Here is a 25,423-nt window from a genome sequence, read left to right on the forward strand (position 1 = left end):
GCACGACTTCTTCATGACCCGCTACACCGAAGCCTATGCCAACGAGATCGCAAGCTTCATCGCCGCCATCGAAAAGGGCGCCACGATTTCCCCCTCGGGCGCCGATGGCCTCGCCGCCCTCGTGCTCGCCGACGCGGCCGTCCAGTCCGTCAAGGAAGGCAAGCTGATCAAGATCGGCTGACGGTTTTCTCCCGACCGAAAGCCACATAGGAGATGGCCGGGGCCCGACCCGGCCATTTCTCTTTCTGGCTGCAGCGGTTCGAGTCCCTTCAAGAACGACAACATCCAAATCTCTAGATCGAACACTGGCTGCGGCGCATTCACGCGCGGCAGCCAGCCGTAGCTCATTTCATGGATAGGCCGTCGATCCGTCGGGCTTGCGGGTGATCTTCCGCTCCCAGTGGATGTAATCTTCCGTCTGCAGCGCCTTTTCGTCGATCTCCAGGCCCCAGCCGGGGCGATCCGGGCGCAGTTCCATGTGGCCGTCGACGGGCATGTAGGGGTCGGCCGCCCACGGCGCATGGACGTGCGGCTTGAACTCCAGCACCTTGAAGTTCGGCTGGGCCGCGCAGAAGTGAATATTGACCGCCGTCGCCAGCGGACCCATCGGGTTATGCGGCGCGACCGTCACATAATGGGCTTCCGCGATCGCCGCGATGCGCCGCATTTCGCTGACCCCGCCAACCACGCAGATATCCGGCTGGATGATATCGGCGCCACGCGCAGACAGCAGCGCCAGGAACTCGAAGCGCGAATAGAGCGATTCACCTGTTGCGAGGGGAACGGTCACCTTCGACTTCAGCTCCGTCCATGCCGGGATGTGTTCCGGCCGGATCGGCTCCTCGTAGAACAGCGGATCGTTGGGGGCGATGGCGGCTGCAAGCTGAACGGCCTGATATGGTTCGAAGATCTTTGCGTGGGCGTCGAAGGCGTAGTCGAAATGCGATGGTGTGATCTCGCGGATCTTGCCGAACCAGTCGCCCGTCTCCTTGACGAGTTCGCCCCAGCGACCGGTATGAAGATCGCGGCGATAGGGGCTGAGCTTGAAGGCGGTGTAGCCGTATTTCTCGTTCAGCTCGAGCGACTGGTCCCGTGCCGCTTCCGGGTCCGGCGCGGTATAGACGCCGCAATAGACCTTGACGCGATCGCGCACATTGCCGCCGAGCAGCATGTAGACGGGCAGGCCGGCGGCCTTGCCGGCGATATCCCAGAGCGCGTGGTCGATCGCCGATATTGCCGCCAGCCCTAGCGCACCCGGAGGAAAACGGCATTGCTGGTTCAGCTTGAGCACGAGGAATTCCACGCGGCGCGGATCCTCGCCCTCGATCTGATGAAAGAGATAGTCGAGAAGTGGCGGCAGCGCCCAGTCCGGGCCGTGGTTGTAGCACTCGCCCCAGCCTGAAATGCCTTCGCTTGTTTCGATCTTGAGAAGCAGGCGAGGACGATCGTCCACACGCTGCATGTAGGTCTTGATGCCTGTGATATGCATGGGATCTTCCTCAGGCCGCGCGGCTCTTTTCGGCGACATTGTCGACGATAGCGCGCAGGTCCGCGCGCTCGGCTTCGGTCAGGCTCTCGACGCCGGGCACGCGCACGGGGCCGACCTCGGTTCCAAGCATGCCGAGCGCTTCCTTGACGACGGTGACATTGGCGCCGTTGAGATATTTGGTGCGCAGCGCCTCGAAGCCGGCGATATCGTCGATGAGCGCGCGGGCGGCCGCATAATCACCGGTTTCCAGCGCCTGGTGGATGGCGTGCGAGCGTTCAGGGAAGACGTTGACGAGGCCGGAGGTGAAGCCACGGGCGCCCATCGCATAAAAGGCTGGCGCCCAACCCTCGGCGAGGCCGCAGACCCAGATCGCCGGCGCATCCCTGGTGGCGCGGATCACTTCGGCGAGCAGCATGAGGTTGCCGGATGCAAACTTGATACCGGCGATATTCGGGTGCAGCGCAAGCTTGCGGAAATCGGCGACGGAGAAGGTGTCGCTGCGCACATAGGCGATGACGGGAACAGTGCTGGCGTCGGCAAGCTCGAGGAAGTAGCGCGCCTGATAGCTTGGACCGGCGAAGGGGTCCATCGGGTGATGGCCCATGATCGCATCGGCGCCCTCGGCGATGGCATCGCGGGCAAGCGCCTTGGCTTCGGTCAGCGAACGACCGACAGCAGCGCTCACCAGCGATTTGCCGCCGGCCGCCTTGATCGTCGCGGAGTGGACCGCCCGCACTTCATCCATGGTCAGGGTGAAGAACTCACCGGTGTTGCCGGCGGCCATCAGATTGTGGACCCGCGCATTGGCTACGCGGGTGATCAGGGCCGAGAGCTTGGCGATATCGACGCTGCCATCCGCTTTGTAGGGGGTCACGGGTACGCCCGATATGCCCGTCAGGGCCTTGCGGATCTTTTCCATTGCCTCGGTCACGTCAGATGTCCTCCTTCTTCTTGAACACGATGTTGAGGTAGGTTTCGCCGGAACGGACGACGTGGTCGCGCATCACGCGTTCGGCCTTGTCGCTGTCGCTGGAGATGATGGCGGCGGCGATCGCGGCATGTTCTGCTAGCGCCTTGCCGCGCTCAAGCGGATCGGAATGAATGACGCGACGAATGCTGCCGTCGTAGAACTGCTGCCGTTCGATCATCCGCGAGAGGTACTGGCATCGCGAGGCGATGTGGATCTGCTCATGAAACGTCTCGTTGAGCGAGATCAGGTCGTCTGCCACGCCGTCCTCGGTCGCCTTGCGCATCAGGGCGACGATGTCTTCCAGCTTGGCTGCTTCGGTCTTCTCGATGCGCTTGGCGGCGAGGTGGGCGATCATCGATTCCAGCGCGGCGCGCGCCAGGATCATCTCTTCGGCCCAGTTCGCGTTGAAGCGGATCAGCACGCCGCGACGCGGCAGTGTTTCGACGAGGCCCTCGGTCTCAAGCTGACGCAGGGCTTCCTTGATGGGTGTCGTGCTGACGCCAAGCTGCTCGGCGAGCTGGCGCTCGTTGACGCGCTCATCCGGCGCGAAGCGGCCGGAGAGAATCGCGGTGCGCAGCGTCTTGTGCACATGGTCGCGCAATGTCGTCAGAAAACGCGGGTCGATCTTTTCGATGCGGTCTGCGCCAGGCTGCGTCGATGCCTCTTTTTGCATGTCCCGAAAATTCCCCCGTTGACGACAAAATCGTTTTGTGAGATCTGATATACCAGATTTCAGATCGATGTCGATATGAAAATTCGCGCTCGGGGCGAGGTCCGGCGCACCAGGGAGGAGATAGGACGATGAAAAGACGCAGTTTTCTGATGGCATCGGCTGTGGTGGCGTCGACGCTTGTCATGCCGCTCGCCGTGCAGGCGGCCACGCCCAAGGATCAGCTGGTGATCGCCACCAACATGTCCTCCATGCGCGGTCTCGACCCGAACGAGCTCAACCAGCTGGAATCGGCGGAAATCGTCGCCAACCTCTATGAGCGTCTGATCGTGCTTTCCGCCGATGACATCACCAAGCCGCGGCCGGGCATCGCCGAAAGCTGGACGGTATCCGACGACGGCAAGACCTTCTCCTTCAAGATCCGCTCCGGCGTCACCTTCCATTCCGGCAACGCGCTGACCGCCAAGGATGTCGAGTGGTCGCTGCGCCGCCTGGTGAAGCTCGGCCTGGCGCCCTCGGTCGATCTTCGCCAGTGGGGGATCACCGACAAGAATGTCGATGAGCTGATCAAGGCGACCGACGATTCAACCGTCGTGCTGCAGACGCCCGAGGTCTGGAGCCCGAACCTGATCCTCTTCTCGCTCGCCAGCTTCTCGACCTCGATCCTGGATAGCCAGCTTCTCGCCAAGAACGAGAAGAACGGCGACATGGGCCGCGAATTCCTGCAGACCAATGATGCCGGGTCCGGCCCCTATTCGCTGCGGACCTGGCGGGTCAACGACCTTCTGATCGCCGAGGCTTTCAAGGACTATTGGCAGGGCGCGCCGAAGATGCGCCGGGTCATCCTTCGCCATATGCCGGAATCGTCTGGCCAGCGCCTGCAGCTCGAAGCCGGTGACGTCGATGTCGCGACGCGTCTGTCCTCGACCGATCTGGCGGCGATCGAGGCCGGTGGCAAGGCCGATATCCAGAAGACGCCGGGCTTCGGCTTCTACTATCTGGCGCTCAACCAGAAGGACGAAATCCTTTCCAAGCCGAAGGTCCGCGAGGCTTTCCGTTATCTCATAGACTATGACGGCCTCGCCAACACCGTCATGAAATATTACGGCATCAAGCAGCAGACGATCATTCCGGGTGGCCTGCCGGGCGCCAGCACCGAGAACCCGTACAAGCTCGATATCGACAAGGCCAAGCAGTTGCTGGCGGAGGCCGGCTATCCCGACGGTTTCTCCAAGGTCTATTACGCGACGCCCGTGACACCGGAGTATGAAGTCGCGCAGTCGCTGCAGGCCAACGCCGCCAAGGCCGGCATCAAGCTCGATCTCCAGGGTGGCGATCATATCGGTAAGTTCCGCAACCGCGAGTTCGAGATCTTCTCGGCGCGCACCGGCGAACGCCTGCCCGACCCGCATGCGGTTCTGGCGTCCTATGCCACGAACCCGAACAATGCCGACGATGCGAAACTCTCTGGCCTGATCGCCTGGCGCTCCGCCTGGGAGGTTCCGAAGGACATTCAGGACATGGTCACGGCCGCAGCGCACGAGACCGACCAGCAGAAGCGCGCCGATCTCTACGCCAAGATCAACAAGGCCTATCTGGACGCTTCGCCGGCCTTGATCACCTCCTTCCAGCGTACGGACGCGAAGGCGGTCAGAAAAGAAGTCAAGGGCTATGTCGGCCATTCGACCTGGCTCACCCGTTGGGACACCGTCTCGAAGGGCGAATAAGCCCTTCCTGTCGAGGAGAATGACGTGAGTATCTCACAGACATCTGGAAACGCGCCGGCAGGCGCACGGGCGGCTCTTGGCGCACTGCGCAAGGTGACGGCATCCTTTGCCGTCATCCTGACAACGCTGCTCGGCCTGCTCGTGATCACCTTCGTCGTCGGCCGCATGGTTCCCGCCGATCCTGTCATCGCCGTCATCGGCGACCAGGCCGATCACGAGACCTACGAGCGCGTCTACAAGGAAATGGGGTTGGATCAGCCGCTCTATGTGCAGTTCGGAACCTATCTCGGCAATGTCGCGCATCTGGATTTCGGCCAGTCGCATGTGACGAAAAATCCCGTCGCCAGCGATCTCGCCCGCGTTTTCCCGGCAACGCTGGAGCTCGCCACGCTGGCAACGATCATCGGCGCGGGCTTCGGTATTCCGCTCGGCATCATCTCGGCCGTCCGCAAAGGCACCTGGGTCGATCATCTGGCGCGTGTCGTCGGACTGCTCGGCCACTCGACGCCGATCTTCTGGCTGGGCACCATCGTCATTCTCGTCTTCTACGCGAAGTTCGGTCTCATACCCGGCAGCGGCCGTCTCGATGTCTATAATGAGGGGCTCGTCGAGGGGCCGACCAATTCCATCCTCGTCGATGCGATCCTTGCCGGCGAATGGGAGGTCTTCCGGGACGCGCTGCTGCATGTCGCGGCTCCCGCGCTGATCCTCGGCTATGCCGCGATGGCCTATCTCAGCCGCATGAGCCGCAGCTTCATGCTCGAGCAGCTGCGTCAGGAATATGTGCTGACCGCCAAGGCCAAAGGCCTCGGTCAGCGGGCGATCGTCTGGCGCCACGCGTTTCGCAATATCCGCGTGCAACTGCTGACGATCGTGGCTCTCGCCTATTGCGGCCTGCTCGACGGTACGGTCCTGATCGAGACGGTTTTCGCGTGGCCCGGCCTTGGCCAGTATCTGACGTCGGCGCTGTTCTTCGCTGACATGAACGCGGTGCTCGGCAGCGTGCTCCTCATCGGCATCATCTCGATTGCCATCAATCTCCTGTCGGACCTGACCTATCGGTTCCTCGATCCGCGTACCCGGTGACATCATGGCGACACGCTATTTCAACGATCTGCACAATTGGCTGATCAACGAGGAGTTCTCCTCGACACGTCAGGCGCGGCTCCACAAGGCCTATGTCCTGTGGCTGAACCTGATTGCCAACCCATTGGCATTCGCCGGCTTCGTTGTCGTGCTGCTGCTGGTTTTGATCGCGAGTTTCGCGCCGCTGCTCGCCAATCATGATCCGATCGCGCAGGATCTGACGATGGCGCTGAAGCCGCCGTCGTCGGCCAACTGGTTCGGCACCGACGAATTCGGCCGGGACGTCTATTCGCGCCTCGTCTACGGTGCGCGCACTACGCTCTACATAAGCATCCTGGTCACGGTCATCGTGGCGCCCATCGGCTTTGCGATCGGCGCGACCGCCGGCTATCTCGGCGGCTGGGTCGATGTCGTCCTGATGCGCATCACCGACATCTTCCTGTCCTTTCCAAGTCTCGTGCTGGCGCTCGCCTTTTCCGCGTCCCTCGGTCCGGGGATCGAGAATGCGGTCATCGCAATAGCGCTCACCGTCTGGCCGCCGATCGCGCGTCTGGCGCGTGCCGAAACGCTGACGTTCCGCGCCGCAGATTTCGTCGTCGCAGCCGAGCTGCAGGGCGCGGGAATGGGCCGCATTTTGTTTCGCCATATCGTGCCGCTTTGCGCGCCGTCGATCATCATCCGCCTGACGCTCAACATGTCGAGCGTCATCCTGACGGCTGCCGGTCTTGGTTTCCTCGGTCTCGGCGCGCAGCCGCCGATGCCGGAATGGGGCGCCATGGCGGCCTCCGGTCGTCAATATCTCCTCGATGCCTGGTGGCTGACGACGGTTCCCGGCATCGCCATTCTCCTGGTCAGTCTCGCCTTCAATCTGCTTGGCGACGGACTGCGCGACATCATGGATCCCCGCAATGCCTGAACAGTCAAAACCGATCCTCTCGGTCAAGAACATGTCGGTGCAGTTTCCGACGCTGTCCGGCGTTGTCAACGCCGTCAAGAATGTGAGCTTCGATGTCGGCCGCGAGAAAGTCGGCATCATCGGCGAATCCGGCTCCGGCAAGAGCACGACCGGGCGTGCGATCATGCGGCTGCAGCCGGGCAATGCCCATGTCGTTGCCGATGAGTTGCGCTTCGAGGACGTCGATCTCCTGGCCGCCAGCGAGGCCGACATGCGCGCGATCCGCGGCAGCCGGATCTCGATGATCCTGCAGGACCCGAAATATTCGCTCAATCCCGTCATGACCGTCGGCGAGCAGATCGCCGAGACCGTCATCCTGCACGAGCGCCTTGGAAAGAAGGCGGCGCGCGAGCGTACGCTCGCGATGCTGGAGAGGGTGAATATCCGCGACCCGCAGCGCGTCTTCAATCTATACCCGCATGAGGTCTCGGGCGGCATGGGTCAGCGCATCATGATCTCGATGATGCTGATCTCCTCGCCTTCGCTGATCATCGCCGACGAGCCGACATCCGCACTCGACGTGACGGTGCGCCAGCAGGTGCTGTCGATCCTCGATGACCTGATCACCGAACGCAACATCGGCCTGATCTTCATCTCGCACGACCTCAACCTCGTGAAGAGCTTCTGCGACCGCGTCATCATCATGTATGCCGGCCGGATCGTCGAGACGATCGAAGCCGCCAGGCTCGACGAAGCAACCCATCCCTACACACGCGGCCTGCTTGAGGCGCTGCCCAGTCTCGACCACCCCAGGGATCGGCTGGAAGTGCTGAAGCGTCAGGCAAGCTGGGCGGAGGCGTGACATGTCCATCATATCGGTAAACGATCTCGCCGTGTCCTTCGGCAGCGGCAGTGATTTCAAGCAGGTCGTCAAAAGCGTCGCCTTTGAGGTGGCGCCCGGCGAGACATTCGGCCTGGTCGGCGAAAGCGGGTGCGGCAAGTCGACGGTGCTTGGCGCGCTGGCGGGACGCATCAAGGAATGGAGCGGCTCGGTTTCGATCGACGGCGACGTGGTCGGCCCGAAACGGTCGCGCGCACAACTCGCCAAGCAGCAGATGGTGTTTCAGGATCCCTTCGGCTCCCTGCATCCGCGCCATACGATAGGCCGCACGCTGCTGGAGCCCCTCGAGATCCATGGGCTGGATCGTAGGCAGGAGCGTGTCGAGCAGGTTCTGCGCGACGTCGGCCTGCCGCCCGGCTTCCGCCATCGCTTCCCGCATCAGCTCTCCGGCGGGCAGCGGCAGCGCGTGGCCATTGCCCGTGCGCTTATCCTCGAGCCGAAGATTCTCTTGCTCGACGAACCGACATCGGCGCTCGACGTCTCGATCCAGGCGGAAATTCTCAATCTCCTGAAAGATCTGCGCGAACGCTCGAAGCTGACCTACATCCTCGTGAGCCACGACATGGCTGTCATCGCGCATCTCTGCAACCGGGTGGCAGTCATGCAGGACGGCGTTTTCGTCGAGATCGCAACGCGCGAGCAGCTGTTGGAAAGCAATGTCGAGCACCCCTATACGAAAACTCTGCTTGATGGCAGCAGGGGGTATATTCCACGGTCCAAGCAATCATTGACCGCGTCTCCCCCGTAAAGAGGTCATGGCCAAGTTTGAGTCTCCGGGCGGGCAAGGTCAGGCCGCGAGCCAACACGGAAATGGCCACGCCCAATCGCCCCTTAGGCGTCTCTGGCACTCTGTGCGATCAAAGCCTTGGGGATCATTATATGGACGCCTTTCTTGACGTTGACGACCTGCGTGACGCGTACATCGGCAGCCATGCTGCAAAGGCTGTAGGCCTGTACCGACGTCAGATGTGTTCTTTCGACGATCATCCCGATCGCGAAGCGGAGCGCCTCCCGCATCGCCTCCTGCAGGTCCTCATCGAACGCCATGGCGATCAGGTGACTGGCTGTCTCGGCGTAGGGCATCGCAAGCTCTGCGCCACTGATGACATCGATCTTGAATGTGCCGCTCAGTCCGGTCTCGACAGCGGTCAGGCAGACCTCGCCGTCTCCCTGTGACGCGTGGCCGTCGCCGGCCGAGAACAATGCACCTTCGACGGAGACGGGCAAATAGAGGATCGAGCCGGCAGTCAGCTCGCGATTATCCAAGTTGCCGCCGAAATAGTCGGGGATGATCGAGGTCAGGCAACCATCTTCAGGCTTAGGTGCAGTCGCCATGATCCCGAAAAACGGTCGTGCCGGCATCACCATGCCCCAAGGGGTGGTGATGGTGCCGGCCGTGCGATCGATGCTCAGGTGCAGGGTTTCGTCTTGCGTGAAATCATGCGGCAGCGCGCCCTTGCCTGGTCTGATGATGTTGAAACCCCAATCATCCCGAAGCCTGACATCAAGGATCTCGACGCGCAAGGCGTCGCCAGGCTTGGCGCCACGGACATGGATTGGGCCGGTCAATATGTGAGGGCCGTGCGATGGCGCCAGCGCCGCGTGGATCTCCTGCAATTCCGGTCGGATCGAATGGGCCGGGTCGCGTGAAGCCTCGGAAGGCGACCCGCTGACGCTATGGATCGTCACGGTGTCGCCAGGATCGATCTCGATCACTGGCGGGCGGCGCGCATCGAGGTGGCCCCAATGCACGGTGTCCGGTGTGGGGAAGACGTCGTGATGGGGCATGCTGGATCAGGCCAGTTCGAAGCGGATGGATTGCGCACCTTCCCAGAGCGTCAGGTTGCCGAGCGTTTTCAGATTCTCGAGGCCCGACGTCAGGGTGATGAAGTGATTGCCGGCAAGCTGGCCCATTTTGGAAGAGAAGTCCACGCCGCCATACGCAAGCAGGATTTCTGTTTCGCTGATGCCACCGGGATAGAGGATGATGTGGCCGGGGGCCGGATGACTGGTGTGGTTCTCATACCCGACGCCGAAGTCCTCGTCGCCGAGCGGCACCCACACGCCTTCGCCGCTCCAGCGGACGTGCACGATCTTGCTTTCGTAGGGCAGGCGCTTGAGGAAGGCAGCGCAGGTCTTCGGCGCATCCTCCGTCTCCAGGCGGGCGTCGAAGGTGAAGGGGCCGGCGGTGATCTTGAGCTTGGTCATTGCTGTTCCTGTTAATGCGAATAGAGGAGAGCTGGCGGGCGTATCAGCCGCCAGCGGAAAAATTGTCGCCACGTCTGGCCCAGCCGGTAACGCGCGCCTCGATCACCGAGAAGATCGCGTAGAGAGCAACACCGAGCGCCGCCAGAATGAACAGGCCGGCGAAGACCAGCGGCACATCGAAGCTGGAGCTCGCGATCATCATCACATTGCCGATCCCCCGGTTGGAGGCAACGGTTTCGGAGATGACGGTACCGACAAAGGCGAGTGTGGCCGCGACCTTGAGCGATGCGAAGAAATACGGCATGGTACGCGGCAAGCCGATATTCCAGAGGATTTCGAGCTTCGTCGCCTTCAATGTCCGCATGACGTCCTGCAGTTCCGGCTCCGTTGACGCGAGACCGGCGGCGACATTGACGACAATTGGGAAGACGCACATCACCATGGCCGTCAGCACGGCGGGAACGGTGCCGGAACCGAACCAGAGCACAAGGATCGGGACGATCGCGACCTTCGGGATGGACGAAAAGCCGACCAGCAGCGGATAGGCGACATCATAGGCAAGCCGCGACGAGCCGATCAGCATGCCGAGCGCCAGCCCAAGGATGATGCCGAGGCCGAGACCAAGCAGCGTTGTGTACACCGTCTGAACTGTATGCGGCCAAATGGCCGGGAACTGCGTCCAAAGCGTTACGATGACCTGGCTCGGGCGCGGCAAGACAAGATCCGAGACGTTGAAGGCGAGGCATATGACCTCCCACAGCACGAAGAAGCCGAGGATGCAGGTGGCGGACAGGATCTGGCGTTTGGCGGCGGCTGTCATGACTGCACCTCGTTAACGGCGCGTGCGGCGACGATGCGCTCGCGGAGCCTTTGCGTCAGGGACACGAATTCGGGCTGGAAGGAGACGTCGATGGTCCGTGGACGGGCGAAGGGAACGGTGCTGTCCTCGATGATGCGGCCCGGTCGCGCCTGCATCACGCAGATGCGGGTCGCGAGATAGGCAGCTTCCTTCAGGTCGTGGGTGACAAGAACGACGGTTGGGCGCCGTTCGATCCAGAGCGTCTGCATGATCTCCCACAGTTCTTCGCGGGTGAACTGGTCGAGCGCCCCGAACGGTTCGTCCAGAAGCAGAAGTGTTGGGTCATGGATCAGCGCGCGGCAGAGCGAGGCACGCTGCTGCATGCCGCCCGAGAGCTGCCAGGGGAATTTATCGCCGAAACCTGAAAGCCCGACCTTGGCGAGCAGCGTTTCGGCGCGATCGCGGTATTCGCCCTTCTTTTTTCTGGCATAGCCATGCTTGAATGGCGGAACGATCTTCAGCGGCATCATCACATTGTCGCGGATGTTAAGCCAGGGCAGCAGGGTCGGGTTCTGGAAGGCCATGCCGATCCTGACCTCGTTCGCGCCGATCTCCCGACCGGTGACGAAGATATTGCCTTGCGATGGCGAAAGCGTGCCGGCAACGAGCTTCAGGATCGTCGACTTGCCGCAGCCGGAGGGGCCGACAAGGGCGACGAACTCGCCGTTTTCGATCCTGAGCGACGTTTCCGCCAACGCCACGGTCTTGTTTTTCTCGCCACCGAAAGTGACGTTCACTCTTTCCAGATCGATCACGGGATTGCCGGGGACGACCCCGGTTGCGAGAGGTTGGTTCATGGCGATCAGCCCTTCCTGGGCGCTGTCACGGCGGCCATGGTCTGGTCGGCGTTACGAACGTCCGGTGCCGGCATTTGCTGGATCGCATGGACAGAGCGGCCCCAACCCTTGGCGCTGTCCTGCAGCGCACGGTCCTTCATCGCGAAGCGGCCGCGCACGATGGTGTGGATCGGAAGCGCTGTCGCCTTCATCCCGTGCCAGGGCGAGATTTTCGCCGTCGACTGGATCTGCGCATCGTCGATCGTCCACTCGCGGTTCGTATCGACAATCGCGAGATCGGCGTCCGAACCCACCATCAGCGCACCCTTTGTCGGGTAAAGGCCCCAGCACTTGGCGGGCTTCTCGGCGCTCCAGCGCACATAGTCGGAAAGGCTTGCTCCGCGACGATCAAGCTCGGTCAGCATCAGCGGCATCTGCGTTTCGACACCGGGGAAGCCGCAATCGACGGTCCAGATGTCGTCGCGGGTCTTTTCCTCGATCGAATGGGGGGCGTGGTCGGTAGCGATCATGTCGATCGTGCCGTCGGCAAGCGCCTGCCAGATCGGGTCCTGGTTCTCGGTCTCGCGCACCGGTGGGTTCACGCGGATGACGCCACGCTTCGCCTCGTAGTCATCGGCGGACAGAAGCAGGTACTGAGGGCAGGTCTCGCCGGTAATGTCGACACCGCGAGCCTTCGCTTCCGCCAGCGGCCGAAGCTCGGCGGCGGATGAAATGTGGAGGATGTGGATGCGTGCGCCGGTCCATTCCGCAAGGATGGCGGCGCGCGCAACGGCTTCCGTCGCCACCACGGCCGGGCGGGCGGCGAGGTGGGCCAGCGGATCGGTGCGGCCCATGGCGCGCAACCGTGCTTCGCGGCGTTCCATGATCGAATTCGTCTCGGCGTGCAGCGAAATGCGCTTGCCGGTCGGCGCAACGATCTCGAAGAGCTCGAGCATGGCGCCTGTCGTCGGCGACGGGATACGGCCGAACGTGTTGCCCATGTAGCATTTGAAGCCGATGACGCCGCCCTCGATCAGTTCGCCGATATTCGGCAGGCTGTCTTCGCCGAGCACGGCGTACAGGCCATAGTCGACATGGGCCTTGGCGCCTGCGATCGCATGCTTTTCGGCAAGCGATGCGGCATCGGAAATCGCCGGCAGCGTGTTCGGCATGTCGAAGACGGTGGTGACGCCGCCGAAGGCCGCCGCCGCCGTGCCGCTCGCAAAGTCCTCCTTCTGCGGATAGCCGGGGTCGCGGAAATGCACATGGACGTCGATCGCGCCGGGCAGGATATGGAGGCCGGTCGCATCCAGACGGTCCTTGGCCTCGGGCATCGCACCCTTCTCACCGATCGCGAGGATCTTGCCATCCTTGATGGCGATGCTCGCCTGATACTGGGTGTCGGGGGTGACGATCGTGCCGCCGTGGACGACGAGGTCCGCAATGATCTCGGTGGTCATCTCATATCTCCTTAAAGGGCAGCCCAGCCGCCATCGACGGGCAGGTCTACGCCGGTGATCTGGCGAGAGACGTCGCTGGAGAGGAACAGGCAGGCATTGGCAACATCGTCGTCGACGGTGATGCGCTTCAGCGCGTAGTCTTCCGCGTGGCGGTTTGCTGCTTCTTCTTCCGTGATGCCGAACTTCAGGGCCATGGTCTTGCAGACCTTGTCGCGGAAACGTGGTCCATCGACCATGCCTGGGGCGACGCAGTTGACGTTGATGTTGTGCTGGCCGACCTCGAGCGCGAAGCTCTTTGTGATTCCACGCAGGCCCCACTTGGAGGCGGAATAGGCAAGGCGGCCGGCACGCCCCTTCATGCCGAAGGTGCCCCCGACATTGACGACCTTGCCGTAGCTGTTCTCGATCATAGACGGCAGAACCGCGCGGATCGTGTGGAAACAGCCGTTCATGTTGAGCGTGACGATATCGTCGAATTCTTCCGGCGTGGTCTCGACCCCGGTCTTGCCCATCGGGCCGGAGCCGCCCGCGACATTGACGAGGACATCGATACGGCCGAAGGATTCGACGGTCTTCAGGGCGGCGGCGTCACATTGTCCGGCGTCCGTCAGGTCGCATCCGATAACGACAACGGAACAGCCTTTGGACCGGGCTTCTTCAGCGACAGGCTCGATCGCCGCCGTATCACGGCCGACGAGCGCGAGCTTGGCGCCTTCATTGGCAAAGGCAAGCGTGATGGCCGCGCCCATGCCCTTGGCGGGGCCCGTGATGAACACGACTTTATCCTTCAGCATCAGGTCCATGATGTTGTTTCCGTTATTTCAGCTGTGATGGGAGGGGCGGCGCGCTGGCGCCGCCGTCATTGGATGGTTCAGTTCATGACCGTGAGACGGTCGTCCTTGGCGGGAAGGAAGCTGCGATCGAAGACTTCGGTGAGCGCCGGTGTACGCGGCAGTTCCTTTGCCTTGACGATAATGTCGATCGACTTGCCGAGACGGGCGTCATCGACCTCACCGAAGCCGATCTTGGCGATTTCGTCATGGTTCATCTCGTTGGCGATGGTCGCCTCGAAGCGTTCGCGCTCGATGACCGGCTTGATCAGCGGTTCGCGCTTCTGAACGGCGGCGATCGCCGCATCCGGATCCTTGATCGCATCCTTGATGCTCTTGTTGATGGCGCGCAGGAAGCCCTTCACCGCGTCGGGATTGTCCTTGACCAGCTTCTTCGAAGCGATGATGGCGTTCGAGTAGAGATCCATTCCGTAGTCGCCGTAGCGGATGAAGCGCAGTTCCTTGTCAGGATCTACGCCGATGAGCTTGGAGCTGAAGCGGATCGTGTTGACGTAGCCGAAGACGCCTTCGACCTGACCCTTCATCAGCATCTGCTCGCGAAGGTTCGGCTGCATGTTGGTGATGTTCACCTTGGTGCAATCGATCTTTGTGATGGAGCACAGCGCCGGGAAGAGCTTGAGCGCGCCATCATTGGCCGCGCCACCCAGCGTGTGGCCAGGAAAATCGGCCGGCGACTTGATGGGGCTGTCCGCCTTGACGGCGACCGTGAAGGGCGGCTGGCTGTACATCATGAAGACACCAACAGGCGCGTCTTCGGGCTTCTTGGCTGCGAGTTCGATCAAGGCGTTGATGTCGCCGAACGCCATATCGTAGGCGCCGTTGGCAACCAGCGGAACGCCTGCACCGGAGCCGTTGCCCTGGTCAAACGTCACGTCGAGGCCTTCCTCCTTGAAGTAACCCTTGTCCTCGGCGAGGAAAAGCAGGCCCTGAGGCCCTTCATACTTCCAGTTCAGGACCATCTTGATGCTGGTTTCTGCTTGTGCGGCGGTGCCTGCGAATGCGGAAAGTGCGGCGGCGGCTAGCGCCAGCATACGGGCGCGCGTCGTCATCTGGTGATTAGCCATTGTTGTTCCCCTTGTCTGGTCGTTGGAGGCCGCCTTTGTCGCGGCTTGTTCTTTGATGTTGCAATGCGAGAGTACACGGTCCAGTGTGTATCTCAACCGCAATTTTTGTGCGTGAACGGTGCCAAAAAGGCCTCACTCGGAGCAAGCGATGCGCCATCTGAAATTGCTGCAACAAGTCTCTGAAATAGCCAAAGCGGGCTCGATCCGCCAGGCGGCGGAGCGGATGAACATCACTGCCTCGGCGATGAACCGCAAGATCCAGGATCTGGAGTTGGAGATAGGAACGCCGATATTCGAACGGCGTGCGCGTGGCGTGAAGTTGACCACGGCGGGCGAGTTGTTTGTCCGCTATGCCAGAAGTCAGATCGCCGATGCGGAGCGGCTGAGTTCGCAAGTCGAAGACCTGCGGGGCCTGAGGCGCGGACCGGTGAAGATCGCCTGCAGCCAGGCGCTTGCCCTCGACTTCCTGCCGTTTCAGATTGGGGAGTTCCGAAAGGACAACCCTCGGCTCGTTTTCGATCTGAAGGTGATGGACCATAACGCGGCGATCAACGCGCTCGTCGAATACGATGTCGATCTCGCCCTGGTCTACCGAGCCTACATGCGGCCGGGCATACGCATATTGACGTCGCTGCCGCAGCGGTTGGTCGCGATCATGCGGGAAGATCATCCATTGGCGGCCAAGCAGGTGCTTCGGCTTTCCGATTGTGTCGGACAGCCGCTCGCATTGCCGGATCAAAGCCTCGGCGGGAGACAGGTTCTCGATGAGGTGATTGCCCGCCGCGACTTTCGGTTCGACATCATGGCGGAATCGAATTCGTTCGAGATGCTGAGAGGGCTGGTTCTTCGCGGAAACATGATCTCGTTTCAGATCGAGGCCGGGGCGCCTCGACAGGATTTCGGCATGGGGCTTGTCGGTCGGCCGATCGACGAGCGCGACATACCACGCTCTGACCTCGTGCTATGCCAACTCAGGGGACGCGTCCTGCCGATCGCCGCTTCCAGCTTCGCGGACAGGTTGGTCAAGGCGATGGCGTAGATCGAGCGGTTGCCGCGCTCCTAGTCCCGGCGCGGAAGCTGCGCCCTAGCAGCAACCGCGATAATGCTCGCCGATCAGAGGTTCGAGAGCCGCGAACGCCTCCTGGATATGCTGCGTCGAACCAATCGCCGCGCGATATTGCTGGCGAAGCGCCGTTTCAACGGATTCGAGATCTATCCCAAGCACCTTACCGTCCCGCACGATCGCTTTCCCGCCACGGATCACCTCGACGACGTCCTTTTGCGTTGCACGCGCGAAGAGATAGTGGCGGGGATCGACCTCCATCACACGGTCCCGGTCCAGTCGGTCGAGATCGAGCAGCAAGAGGTCAGCGGGCATGCCGACGTCTATGCGGCCGCCGGCGGGAAGGCCGACCATCTCGCGCCCGGTTACGCAGGCCGCTGTCAGCGCATCCGCGGGCGTGATCTGCTCGTCGAACGCCACGCCAGCATTGAGCATACGAAACAGGCGCAGTTCCCGCAACGCGTCATCGTCCTCGTCGAACGCGCATCCATCAAGGCCGATGCCATAGCGAAGCCCGGACGCCTTCATTCGTCCCGCGCGCGCGATGCCGGAGTTCAGGTGTAAATTCGAAGAGGGATTGACTGCGACCTTCACGCCATGGCTGGCCAGGATCGAGAGTTCTTCCGGCCTTGCCCAAACGCAATGCGCGACGGTCAGGCGAGGGGACAGCAGGCCGATTTCACGCAGACGTTCGATGATGCCACCAGGATAAGTACGGTCCGCCCACCTGCGCTGTTCACGCGTTTCCAAGAGATGGATGTGGACGCGACGGCCGCTCTCCGCCGATGCACGGGCGATCGCTTCCAAAAGGCCGTCGGAGCACCATTGCACGCCGGTGGGTCCGAACTGGACATCGACGTGTATCTCATTTTCCAGTGCCAAGGCAACGTCGGAAACGCGCTTGATCTGTTCCTGGGGCGACATCGTCTCCGCTCGCCAGATATCGTCGATCTTGTATCGATCGGCGAGCTTTGTCGCGATGTCGGTATGGTCGCCGTAGACGATCGGGTTCCGGTCCCGCATGGCTACCGCAAAGCCGATCGACACGCCGACATGGGACGCGGCGCGGGCATAGTCGTGCGCTTCTTTCACCAACGGCTCGCGGCCCATGGGGCGGATCAGATGCACCATGACGGCAACACAGCCGCCGCGTGCGGATCGTCCGAATGAGGCGGCGGCGGCAAGGTAGGGATCAACGGCCGGCATGACGGCAAGCGAAGGCAGCCAGGTCTCCAGCGGCTTCATGCCGGCGCCGAACGACGTTGGCGACAGCGGTCTTGCGTGATTGTGTCCATCGACCAATGCGGGCATGGCCAGGATCCGTGGCGTCGCGGGGTCGTCGGTTGCTGATCGAATGGCGGTGATGCGGCCGGATTCGATCCGGATTTCGACTGGTCCGACCGGCTCATAGCTCTCCCCGATAAGGGCCTTGGCCACAGTGATTTGACGGTCACGCATAAGCATTCTCGTTCATGATGGGCGAACTCCGATGAAATCCGGAGCTTGCCTATTTCAGATCAGTTGACGGTTCTCTCAGCAAGGGGCGGCAGATATTCGGCTGTGAATACCTTGTCTGGCGTCACGTCGCCCTTAAGCTCGTAGGCAGCCTCGATGCTGGAGATCGATCTCGCCAGGCGCGAGACATCGACATCACCGACGCCGACCTTGCCGGTTTCTTCCGATACGATCAGGTTCTTGATGGCGAACTCGATCCGGCGCTTTTCCAGCTGTTCGTTTATCAGCGGCTCGACGGCCTTGACTGTCGCGGCGCCGAGCGCGGGGTCATGCATGATCTCGATCATGGCCCTGTTCACGGCCTTAACCAGTCCCTGAACGGCTTCCGGATGTTCGTTGATCAATTTGCGGGAGACCATCAGGCCGTTGGAATAGATGTCCACGCCGTGATCACCATAATTGTACCAGGTGAAATCCTTGTCGGGGTCCAAGCCAAGACCGATCAGGTTCAGATAGCTGGTGACGTTGAAGACCAGGCTTGCATCGACGTTTCCGCGGATCAACATCTGCTCCTGGATGTTCGGTGCGACATTGACCATTTCCACGCTCTTTGGATCGAAGCCAGTGTTCGAGGTCAACGCGGGGAAGAGACGGCCCGCGGCCGAGCCGGCCGGGCTTCCGATCTTGAGACCGGCCAGCTTTTTCAGGTCGGTGACCGGGCCATCCTTCTTGACCAGGACTGAAAACGGCGGCTGATTGTAGATCTGATAGACCATGACAGGCGATACGTCGGGCTTCATCAACGCATTCTGGATGATGGCGTTCATGTCGCCGAAGCCTGCATCATAGGCGCCGGACATGATGCGTGTGACCGTGACCGCCGAGCCTTCCCCCTGATCGATCTGGACATCCAGTCCCTCGTCGGAGAAGTAGCCTTTTTCCTTGGCAAGATAAAACCAAGCGTGGATACCCTGGATCTTCCAGTCGAGCGTCAATTTGATCGGAAGATCGGCCGCATGAACATGCGACGCGAACATCAGCGCGGGTATTATTAGTGACCGGATGAATTTTTTCATTTGTGTTCCCATTCTGAAGGCCGTGTCATGCGACATGACGCGGCAATGCGCGGTGACGCGTACAATCCGGGCAACAATCGTTGTGTCCACAGGCGCCTATGGCGTCCGTGGTTCGCGGACCGTCAGGTTGTTAGAGTGTCTACCGTTGAAGCGAGGCTGGATTCCGCGCCTGGATGTCGAAAGACATCGTCACGTTAGAACCGGCCGCCGATACCGGCTACTGCTCTTTTCGCGTGCGAGCGATGACAAAATGGCTTCACTGGCGGCGCGGTGGATGATGTAGCCCAAGGGCGCCGCAGCTACTCGCCGACGCCATGGCGCTCAGTCATTTCCTATTGTCTGGAAGGCGTCAGCCATACTGCGCCATCAGTTGCCTCAGCCACGTCGCGGATTCACGTCTGCATATCCCAGCGGTCGGCCTCGTCAACCGCGCCGTTCGCGGCAAAACTTATCCGCACCAAGCCGGTAGCAACGAGACCGCCGACCAATTCCGAACCACGCCATTCAGGGAAAAGCTGGCCGTTGAAGAATGCCATGCCGGCCGGCGCTATAACCGGGTTCCAGTAGAGAGCTGGCGGTGAAAATTCTGGCCTGGTGGAATGCCGGGGGATCGCCATGCCACTGCAATTGTCACCGTTCGAGATCAGCGGCCATCCATAGTTGCGGCCGGGTTCAATCAGGTTGACCTCGTCGCCGCCCCGCGGGCCCAGCGCGTGCAGCCATAACTTTCCGTCGTGCGCAAACGCCAGACCGTAAGGGTTGCGATGGCTGCCACGCTTCCGATCGGTCTCGTCGGACAGCATCCGCGCCAAGACGGTGGCCGACGGTATCGTCACCAATGCCGATATCGCATCCGAGCGTTGCTCAGCGAAAGGATGAAGGCGCGGCTATCAGGTATCACCATCGTCGGGGAAGAGGCCGTGTTGGATGATGCGTCCATTCTCGAACGTCTAGCCGATGCCGAACTTGCCGTGTCATCGATCCGGTCGACGGCACATGGCATTTCGCGCATGCAACGCCGATGTTTGGCAGCATCCTGGCGATCGTCTCCGGCGGCACGACCATCGCCGGTATCGTACACTAACCGGTGCTGGGCGATTTCCTGGTTGCGCGACCGGGCGAGGGCGCATGGCATGTGGCGGCGGACGGAGCCCGCACGCGTCTCTCTGTCGCCGCGCCAACCCCGGTTGACGAAATGCACGGTTTCATTCCGCTACACATGTTCGAGCCAGACCTGCGAACCAAGCTTGCACCGAAGCTGCTGAAGTTCCTGCGGGTCACGACATGGCGTTGCTCCGCATGGGAATACCGCATGCTCGCGACTGGCGCGATGAGCTTCTGCCTCAACGAGAGCCTGAAGCCCTGGGACCACGCCGCCGGTGTTCTGATCCCACGCGGAAGCGGTTGGCCATGCGGCAACCGTTGCAGGTGAGCGGCGAGCGGGATCGCGAGGATGGCGTCCATGTGACGACACAAGAGCTGATCGCGCTCGAGGGGCGCGCGCGAGACCTTACCTTTGTCCAGAAAGCGCGCAGTCGCCAGCAGTTGGCCGGGCGCATGCAATCGGCCATGCGAGGCCGCGGTCTCGTCTTCGAGGAGCTGCGCGAATACCTCCCCGGCGACGATGTGCGGTCGATCGACTGGCGCGTCACGGCACGCACCAGCAGGCCTGTCGTCAGGGTTTACGGCGAGGAGAAGGAGCGCCCCGCCATTCTCGTCGTCGATCAGCGCATCAACATGTTCTTCGGAAGCCGACTGGCGATGAAGTCGGTCGCGGCGGCGCAGGCCGCGATGCTCACGGCCTGGCGCATCCTGGGCTCCGGCGATCGCGTCGGTGGCTTTGTCTTCGACGACCAGACCATCAGCGACGTGAAGCCGCATCGCAGCCGAAATGCCGTGATCGCTTTCGCCGACAGGATCGCCAGCCTGAACGGCGGACTGAATGCGACCTACGCGTTTCCCCCGTCGCCGGCTGCGCTCGATGAGGTGCTGCACCGGGTGGCCGAGATCGCCCAGCATGATTTTCTTGTCGTTGTTGTCAGCGATTTCGATGGCCACAGCGAGACGACGCGCCAGTTGTTGCTGCAGCTCTCCTCGCGAAACGATGTCGTCTGTCTGCTTGTTTACGATCCCTTCCTGCTCGACTTGCCGTCCTCCGGTGATATCGTCGTTAGCGGTGGAACGTTGCAGGCCGAGTTGCCACTGGGCCAGCCGGCGGTGCGCCGGTCCATCGACACGGTCGCGAAGGATCGTGGCGACGAACTTCGTGCCTGGCAGCGTCAACTCGGGCTACCGATGCTGCCGATCTCAGCGGCCGAGGAGGTCGCGCCTCAATTGCGCAGCCTGCTTGAGCAATCCGCCTGGCGGCAACGGAGGCGGTGATGGAAGAGGAGGCCCGACCGGATCCCATCACCGAGGCTGCCCTTCGCTCTCTCAAGGACATCGCAGTCCCGCAGCCCGTCTCCTGGATGCCGCAGACCTGGGGGTGGCTCGCTCTGGCGCTGATCCTGCTGGCGGCAATCCTGCTCTCCGGGCTGCTTGCCTACAAGCGCTGGCGCCGCAATGCCTATCGTCGCGAGGCACTGCGGCTTCTCGACGAGATCGCGGGCGATTTCCGAAACGGCCAAACGCGCGCTGGGGCAAGCGCGCGGCTCGGGGAATTGCTCAAGCGAACGGCGCTCGCGGCCTGGCCACGCAAGACGATCGCGGCGGTCTCAGGCAATGAATGGGTCGGGTTTCTGAGCTCTCATGGCGAGATCGGCGACGCCTTGAAACGCTATCTCGACGATCTGGAATATCGCGGCGGCGCGATACCGGGCGCCGATGCCACGGATGATCTCCTGCGCGATTCGCGGCGCTGGATCGAGAGGCATCATGTATCAGCTTGATATGCCTTGGGCACTGCTGCTTCTGCCTCTTCCGCTGCTGGTTTGGTGGCTCGTGCCTGCGCATCGCGAGATCTCGGCGTCGGTCAGGCTGGCCTTCTTCGATCAGGTCGCCCGTGCCGCCGGTGTCGAACCCACGGTTGGCTCGGTGGTGCCCAGACGGTCCTGGTCGCAGGTCGTCGTCGATGTTCTCATCTGGTGTCTCATCGTTGTCGCCTTGGGGCGTCCGCAATATGTGGAGCCGCCATTGGAGAAAACAGAACCGCAGCGCGACATTCTCTTGGCGCTCGACCTCTCCCAGTCGATGGACACCCGCGATTTCGTGACGCCTGACGGGGCATCGAAGGCGCGTGTCGATGCGGTGAGGACCGTCGTCGGGGACTTCATCGCCAAGCGTCCCGGCGATCGTATCGGCCTGATCGCGTTCGGCGATGCTCCTTACCCGCTGGCACCGTTCACGATGGACCATGCCCTGGTCGAGACATTGTTCAAGGGACTGCTTCCTGGCGTCGCCGGGCCGCGAACGGCGCTGGGCGATACGCTCGGTCTCGGCATTCGCATGTTCGAAAAGACCACGGTGCCTGAGAAGGTGATGATCCTTCTGACCGATGGCAACGACACGGCGAGCAAGATGCCGCCACTCAAGGCGGCGGATATCGCCAGGACCAAGGGCATCCTCATCCACGCCGTCGGTATCGGCAACCCGGCCGCGACGGGCGAGGACAAGCTCGATACCGCGTCTTTGCGGAAGATCGCCGAAACCACCGGCGGGCGCTATTTTTTCGGCGGTGACCAGAACCAGTTGCAGGATATCTATGACGAGCTCGACCGGATCACGCCACAGGATCAGAAGCAGCTTTCCTGGCGGCCGCGCATAGAGCTCTTTCACTGGCCGCTTGGCGCAGCCGTAGCGCTAGCCGTCGCGTGGTACGGCTTGACCGGCATGCTTGGCCTTATCCGCAGGAGGGCCAGCGCGTGATTTCGGACTTTCACTTCCTTCGTCCGCTCTGGCTCCTTGCCCTCGTCGCGCCGCCCATCATCATCTGGATGGCATCGCGGGCGGGGGATACTCGCAACCGCTGGAAAGGATTGATCGCGCCGCACTTGCTCGACAGCCTGATCGTTCAGCCGGATCTCAGGCACCGCTATGCACCCGCCTGGGTTCTCGCCGCCCTGCTTGCGCTTGCAACGCTTGGCGTCGCCGGGCCGACCTGGAAACGCGAAGCGCCGCCGTTCGTCGCCGATACCGCCTCGCTGGTGATTGCCGTCGATCTTTCTCCCACGATGGATGCGATCGACATCTCTCCAAGCCGGATCGAGCGGGCCAAGCTGAAGATCGATGATCTGCTTGCGGCGCGCAACGGGGCGCGTACCGCCGTGGTTGCCTATTCCGGAACCGCGCATCTCGTCGTGCCGCTCACCGACGATGCGGAACTGATCGAGACCTATACCGATGCACTGGCGACCGGCATCATGCCGAAGCCCGGCAAGGACACCTTGGCCGCGCTGAAGCTGGCCGACGACCTCTTGAAACGGGATGGAATCTCAGGGACGATCGCGCTTCTGACGGATGGCATCGAACCGGCCGCAGCCGCGGGCGCCAAGCAGATCGGCAGCGCTATCGTCGTTCTCGGTATCGGCATGTCGGAGGGGGGCGTGGTGAAGCAGGCCGACGGCAGCTTTCTCGACAGTGCCGGCGGTGCTCGGCTGACGGCCAAACTCGATGTCGATGCCCTGAAAAAGTTCGGCAGCGATACCGGCGCGGATGTCGCGACCATCACCCAGGATGACACCGATATTCAATGGCTGGCGCAGCGGGTCCGGACCAACTTCGTCCAGCAGACGGCGACCCAGGGCGACCGCTGGCACGACCTCGGCTGGTGGCTGGTCGCTCCTGCGGCGTTGTTGTCGGCCCTGTCATTTCGGCGCGGCTGGCTCGTCAGGTTGTCCGTCGTCTTTCTAGCCATTCATGTCCTCTCGCCAACATCGGCTTCCGCCTTCGATTTCGCCGACATGTGGCTCACGCCGGACCAGCAGGGGCGCCAAGCCTACCAGAAGGGTGACTATCCGGCAGCCGCTGGCCATTTTCGCGATCCGATGTGGAAAGGCACCGCGCTCTATCGCGCCGCCCGCTACCAGGATGCGCTCGACGCCTTTGCGTCCGTCGATACGCCGGAGAGCTGGTACAACCAGGGCAACGCGTTGCTGCATCTGGGCAAGCTCGAAGAGGCAGTCGCCGCCTACACCAAGGCATTGGAGCAGCGGACGGACTGGCCCGACGCCACCGCGAACCTGGCGATCGCCCAACAACTGCTGAAGCAACAAAAGGATGCGGAGCAGGAGCAGGAACAGGACCCTAACCAGAAACCCGACAGCATCCAGTTCGACGACAAGGGGAAGCAGGCCAAGGCCGGCGAAATGACGGTTGCCGAGCAGACTTCGGAGATGTGGATGAAGAACATCCAGGTCAGTCCCGCTGATCTCATGGTCAGGAAATTCGCGATCGAGGCCGGAGGAGCGCAGCCGTGAGAAAGGCAATCCTCTTCGCCGCTTTGCTTGCCGTTCCCTCATTCGCACATGGCGCCGAACCTTTCGTCCGGACGACCGTGGAGGGGACAGGCGCGATCGTTGCCGGCCAGCAAGTCCTTGTCGATGTGGATGTTTACGTTCCCGACTTCTTCACGTCGCCGCCGCAGTTTCCGCTTTTCGATCTTCCCAATGCCTTGGTCACGCTTCCGGACGTGCGCTCGCAAAACCTCACCGAAACGATCGACGGCGTGCAATATACCGGCATCCGCAAGACATATGCGATCGTGCCGCAGGTCTCCGGCGCCTACACATCGCCGGCGTTTGGCATCGAGTTCGGCCGCGCCTCCGACGGCAAGCAAACGAAAGCGACGGTGAACGCGCCGGCGGTGTCCTTCGATGTCAAGGCGGTAGCGGGCGAGGAGCAGCAGGTCACGTTCGCGGCAAGCAATCTTGTGGTCGAGCAGTCGTTCGATCCCGACGCTCGCTCCATGAAGGTCGGGGATGCGCTGACGAGAATGATATCGATCACCGCGCAAGATACCCAGGCGATGATGATACCGCCGCTGGACCCGGGAGACGTAGTCGGCCTTCACCGATATGAAAACGCACCCGCCATCCAGGATGGTATCGCCCTTGGCCGCAACACGGCCAGCCGGCGAACCGAGACATTTGTCTATACCGCCGAGAGGGAAGGGGCGTTCGTCTTGCCGGAGGTCTCCTACAGCTGGTTCGACGTGTCGAGCCACGAGAGCAAGTCCGCCTCGTTGCCCGCGATGACGATCAACGTATCGGCTGCTTTGAGCTCCACAGCCGAAATCAAGCCCGTGCTTGAGGATGCGCCCCGCCCGCTTCCTTATGTCCAGCGCCAGAAAGCGGCGATCGCCATCGTGCTTCTTCTTGCGGTTTCAGGGCTGCTCTGGATCGGCTACCGGGCCTTGCCCACGATCAGGTCACGGATCGATCGTGCTCGCGAGAGACGCCGCTCGTCCTATAGCCATTGCCTCAAGGAACTGCGAAAGACGATCCTGACCGCGCCTGAAATGGAGGTCTACAACGCCCTTCAGCAATGGAGCCGCCACCTGGGGTTCCGCACGCTCGAGATGTGGGCGCGGGCAGGTTCCGCCGAGTTGTCATCCCAAGTGGAGACGCTTTCGCGAAAGCTCTTCAAACAGGAAGGCGGCAATTTCGATCGCAAGGCTCTGGCGTCCGCCGTCGATGTCAGGAAAACGGCTGGGGTCGTCAATCAGTGCCGTCTTCCGCCACTGAACCCGGAATACGGCTACAGTACGAACGGTACGAACCTCTCGCGCGGTATCTAAAGCGACGCTACGGTCCGGGCTGTCAGGTCTGCCCGGGTCTCTGTGGTGCACAAGAGCTGACACCGATCACACGTAACGCATGACCTGCACGTCGCAATGTGTCGGAGTTCTACGCTCGATTTAACGCAACGTCCTTTTGC

General features: G+C 61.9%; 24 protein-coding genes and 2 pseudogenes. 13 read left to right on the forward strand and 13 right to left on the reverse strand.

All coding sequences use genetic code 11. From position 1 onward, the window contains the following. Window positions 1–181, forward strand: a 181-nt coding sequence (locus ACCD05_RS11065) for a Gfo/Idh/MocA family oxidoreductase (protein ID WP_413392624.1), incomplete at its 5' end; no start/stop codon positions are given. Window positions 182–349: 168 nt separating this feature from the next. Here the strand turns inward: ACCD05_RS11065 and ACCD05_RS11070 are convergent. From ACCD05_RS11070 to ACCD05_RS11080, 3 genes are read right to left on the reverse strand one after another with little or no spacing between them, the layout of a single operon-like run. After that, the gene (locus ACCD05_RS11070; RefSeq protein WP_112436489.1) at window positions 350–1,489 is read right to left on the reverse strand and encodes a mandelate racemase/muconate lactonizing enzyme family protein; all 1,140 of its coding nucleotides are present in this window, start codon (window positions 1,487–1,489) and stop codon (window positions 350–352) included. 10 nt (window positions 1,490–1,499) lie between these two features. Then, on the reverse strand, window positions 1,500–2,408 hold the full coding sequence (locus tag ACCD05_RS11075) for a dihydrodipicolinate synthase family protein (protein WP_112436493.1): 909 nt from the start codon (window positions 2,406–2,408) through the stop codon (window positions 1,500–1,502). A gap of 13 nt (window positions 2,409–2,421) precedes the next feature. Then, window positions 2,422–3,132, reverse strand: coding sequence for a GntR family transcriptional regulator (locus ACCD05_RS11080; protein WP_112436488.1), 711 nt, complete (start codon window positions 3,130–3,132; stop codon window positions 2,422–2,424). Window positions 3,133–3,260: 128 nt separating this feature from the next. Here ACCD05_RS11080 and ACCD05_RS11085 point away from each other — a divergent pair, with 128 nt between their 5' ends. The 5 genes from ACCD05_RS11085 to ACCD05_RS11105 are packed head-to-tail and all read left to right on the forward strand — an operon-like array spanning window position 3,261 to window position 8,486. After that, window positions 3,261–4,856 carry an ABC transporter substrate-binding protein gene (locus ACCD05_RS11085; RefSeq protein WP_112436487.1) on the forward strand — a complete coding sequence of 532 codons (1,596 nt, stop codon included), beginning with the start codon at window positions 3,261–3,263 and terminating at the stop codon, window positions 4,854–4,856. Between the two features lie 24 nt (window positions 4,857–4,880). Then, window positions 4,881–5,942: an ABC transporter permease gene (locus tag ACCD05_RS11090; RefSeq protein ID WP_112950670.1), complete on the forward strand. Its 1,062-nt coding sequence runs from the start codon at window positions 4,881–4,883 to the stop codon at window positions 5,940–5,942. Between the two features lie 4 nt (window positions 5,943–5,946). Continuing rightward, window positions 5,947–6,858 (forward strand): ABC transporter permease, encoded by a 912-nt coding sequence (locus ACCD05_RS11095; RefSeq protein ID WP_112950669.1) that lies wholly within the window; start codon window positions 5,947–5,949, stop codon window positions 6,856–6,858. Further along, complete coding sequence (locus ACCD05_RS11100) at window positions 6,851–7,699, forward strand: ABC transporter ATP-binding protein (protein ID WP_112950668.1); 849 nt, start codon at window positions 6,851–6,853, stop codon at window positions 7,697–7,699. The genes ACCD05_RS11095 and ACCD05_RS11100 overlap by 8 nt, the downstream gene beginning before the upstream one ends. 1 nt (window position 7,700) lies before the next feature. Continuing rightward, a complete protein-coding gene (locus tag ACCD05_RS11105; RefSeq protein ID WP_413392628.1) occupies window positions 7,701–8,486 on the forward strand; it encodes an ABC transporter ATP-binding protein in 786 nt (261 codons plus the stop codon). An 83-nt stretch (window positions 8,487–8,569) separates the two neighbouring features. Here ACCD05_RS11105 and ACCD05_RS11110 read toward each other — a convergent pair whose 3' ends face one another. From ACCD05_RS11110 to ACCD05_RS11140, 7 genes are all read right to left on the reverse strand, one after another. Then, window positions 8,570–9,526, reverse strand: a complete 957-nt coding sequence (locus ACCD05_RS11110; RefSeq protein WP_112950666.1) for an acetamidase/formamidase family protein — start codon at window positions 9,524–9,526, stop codon at window positions 8,570–8,572. A gap of 6 nt (window positions 9,527–9,532) precedes the next feature. Next, a complete protein-coding gene (locus ACCD05_RS11115) occupies window positions 9,533–9,946 on the reverse strand; it encodes a DUF3830 family protein (RefSeq protein WP_018900979.1) in 414 nt (137 codons plus the stop codon). 43 nt (window positions 9,947–9,989) lie between these two features. Beyond that, window positions 9,990–10,766 carry an ABC transporter permease gene (locus ACCD05_RS11120; protein ID WP_112950665.1) on the reverse strand — a complete coding sequence of 259 codons (777 nt, stop codon included), beginning with the start codon at window positions 10,764–10,766 and terminating at the stop codon, window positions 9,990–9,992. After that, window positions 10,763–11,602, reverse strand: a complete 840-nt coding sequence (locus ACCD05_RS11125; protein ID WP_112950664.1) for an ABC transporter ATP-binding protein — start codon at window positions 11,600–11,602, stop codon at window positions 10,763–10,765. Before ACCD05_RS11125 ends, ACCD05_RS11120 begins: the two co-directional genes overlap by 4 nt. Window positions 11,603–11,607: 5 nt before the next feature. Then, on the reverse strand, window positions 11,608–13,041 hold the full coding sequence (gene allB, locus ACCD05_RS11130; protein WP_112950663.1) for an allantoinase AllB: 1,434 nt from the start codon (window positions 13,039–13,041) through the stop codon (window positions 11,608–11,610). Between the two features lie 11 nt (window positions 13,042–13,052). Then, entirely contained in the window at window positions 13,053–13,844 is a 792-nt protein-coding gene (locus ACCD05_RS11135) for an SDR family oxidoreductase (protein ID WP_112950662.1), read from the reverse strand. Window positions 13,845–13,912: 68 nt separating this feature from the next. Next, window positions 13,913–14,956, reverse strand: a complete 1,044-nt coding sequence (locus tag ACCD05_RS11140; RefSeq protein WP_413392632.1) for an ABC transporter substrate-binding protein — start codon at window positions 14,954–14,956, stop codon at window positions 13,913–13,915. Window positions 14,957–15,104: 148 nt separating this feature from the next. On the opposite strand from ACCD05_RS11140, the gene ACCD05_RS11145 reads away from it, so the two are divergent. Further along, on the forward strand, window positions 15,105–15,995 hold the full coding sequence (locus tag ACCD05_RS11145; protein WP_112950660.1) for a LysR substrate-binding domain-containing protein: 891 nt from the start codon (window positions 15,105–15,107) through the stop codon (window positions 15,993–15,995). A gap of 45 nt (window positions 15,996–16,040) precedes the next feature. Here the strand turns inward: ACCD05_RS11145 and ACCD05_RS11150 are convergent, their stop codons facing one another. From ACCD05_RS11150 to ACCD05_RS11160, 3 genes and pseudogenes are all read right to left on the reverse strand, one after another. Further along, complete coding sequence (locus ACCD05_RS11150; protein WP_162724722.1) at window positions 16,041–17,477, reverse strand: amidohydrolase family protein; 1,437 nt, start codon at window positions 17,475–17,477, stop codon at window positions 16,041–16,043. Window positions 17,478–17,536: 59 nt separating this feature from the next. Beyond that, on the reverse strand, window positions 17,537–18,550 hold the full coding sequence (locus ACCD05_RS11155) for an ABC transporter substrate-binding protein (protein WP_413392635.1): 1,014 nt from the start codon (window positions 18,548–18,550) through the stop codon (window positions 17,537–17,539). Between the two features lie 395 nt (window positions 18,551–18,945). Next, window positions 18,946–19,317: pseudogene (locus ACCD05_RS11160) on the reverse strand (PQQ-dependent sugar dehydrogenase); the annotation flags it as partial. Window positions 19,318–19,571: 254 nt separating this feature from the next. Here ACCD05_RS11160 and ACCD05_RS11165 point away from each other — a divergent pair. The 6 genes and pseudogenes from ACCD05_RS11165 (at window position 19,572) to ACCD05_RS11190 (ending at window position 25,283) form a co-directional block, all read left to right on the forward strand. After that, a pseudogene (locus ACCD05_RS11165) lies at window positions 19,572–19,982 on the forward strand (inositol monophosphatase family protein). After that, window positions 19,961–20,932 carry a DUF58 domain-containing protein gene (locus ACCD05_RS11170; RefSeq protein ID WP_112950657.1) on the forward strand — a complete coding sequence of 324 codons (972 nt, stop codon included), beginning with the start codon at window positions 19,961–19,963 and terminating at the stop codon, window positions 20,930–20,932. The pseudogene ACCD05_RS11165 and the gene ACCD05_RS11170 overlap by 22 nt, the downstream one beginning before the upstream one ends. Then, window positions 20,932–21,438, forward strand: coding sequence for a DUF4381 domain-containing protein (locus tag ACCD05_RS11175; protein WP_112950656.1), 507 nt, complete (start codon window positions 20,932–20,934; stop codon window positions 21,436–21,438). The genes ACCD05_RS11170 and ACCD05_RS11175 overlap by 1 nt, the downstream gene beginning before the upstream one ends. Next, on the forward strand, window positions 21,425–22,414 hold the full coding sequence (locus ACCD05_RS11180) for a vWA domain-containing protein (protein WP_112950655.1): 990 nt from the start codon (window positions 21,425–21,427) through the stop codon (window positions 22,412–22,414). Before ACCD05_RS11175 ends, ACCD05_RS11180 begins: the two co-directional genes overlap by 14 nt. Then, window positions 22,411–23,964, forward strand: coding sequence for a VWA domain-containing protein (locus ACCD05_RS11185; protein ID WP_112950654.1), 1,554 nt, complete (start codon window positions 22,411–22,413; stop codon window positions 23,962–23,964). The genes ACCD05_RS11180 and ACCD05_RS11185 overlap by 4 nt, the downstream gene beginning before the upstream one ends. Further along, on the forward strand, window positions 23,961–25,283 hold the full coding sequence (locus tag ACCD05_RS11190) for a BatD family protein (RefSeq protein ID WP_112950653.1): 1,323 nt from the start codon (window positions 23,961–23,963) through the stop codon (window positions 25,281–25,283). The genes ACCD05_RS11185 and ACCD05_RS11190 overlap by 4 nt, the downstream gene beginning before the upstream one ends. Window positions 25,284–25,423: the final 140 nt, after the last annotated feature.

Origin of the sequence: Rhizobium sp. Rhizsp42, assembly GCF_047304155.1 — a bacterium.
In the GTDB taxonomy this organism is placed as follows: domain Bacteria; phylum Pseudomonadota; class Alphaproteobacteria; order Rhizobiales; family Rhizobiaceae; genus Rhizobium.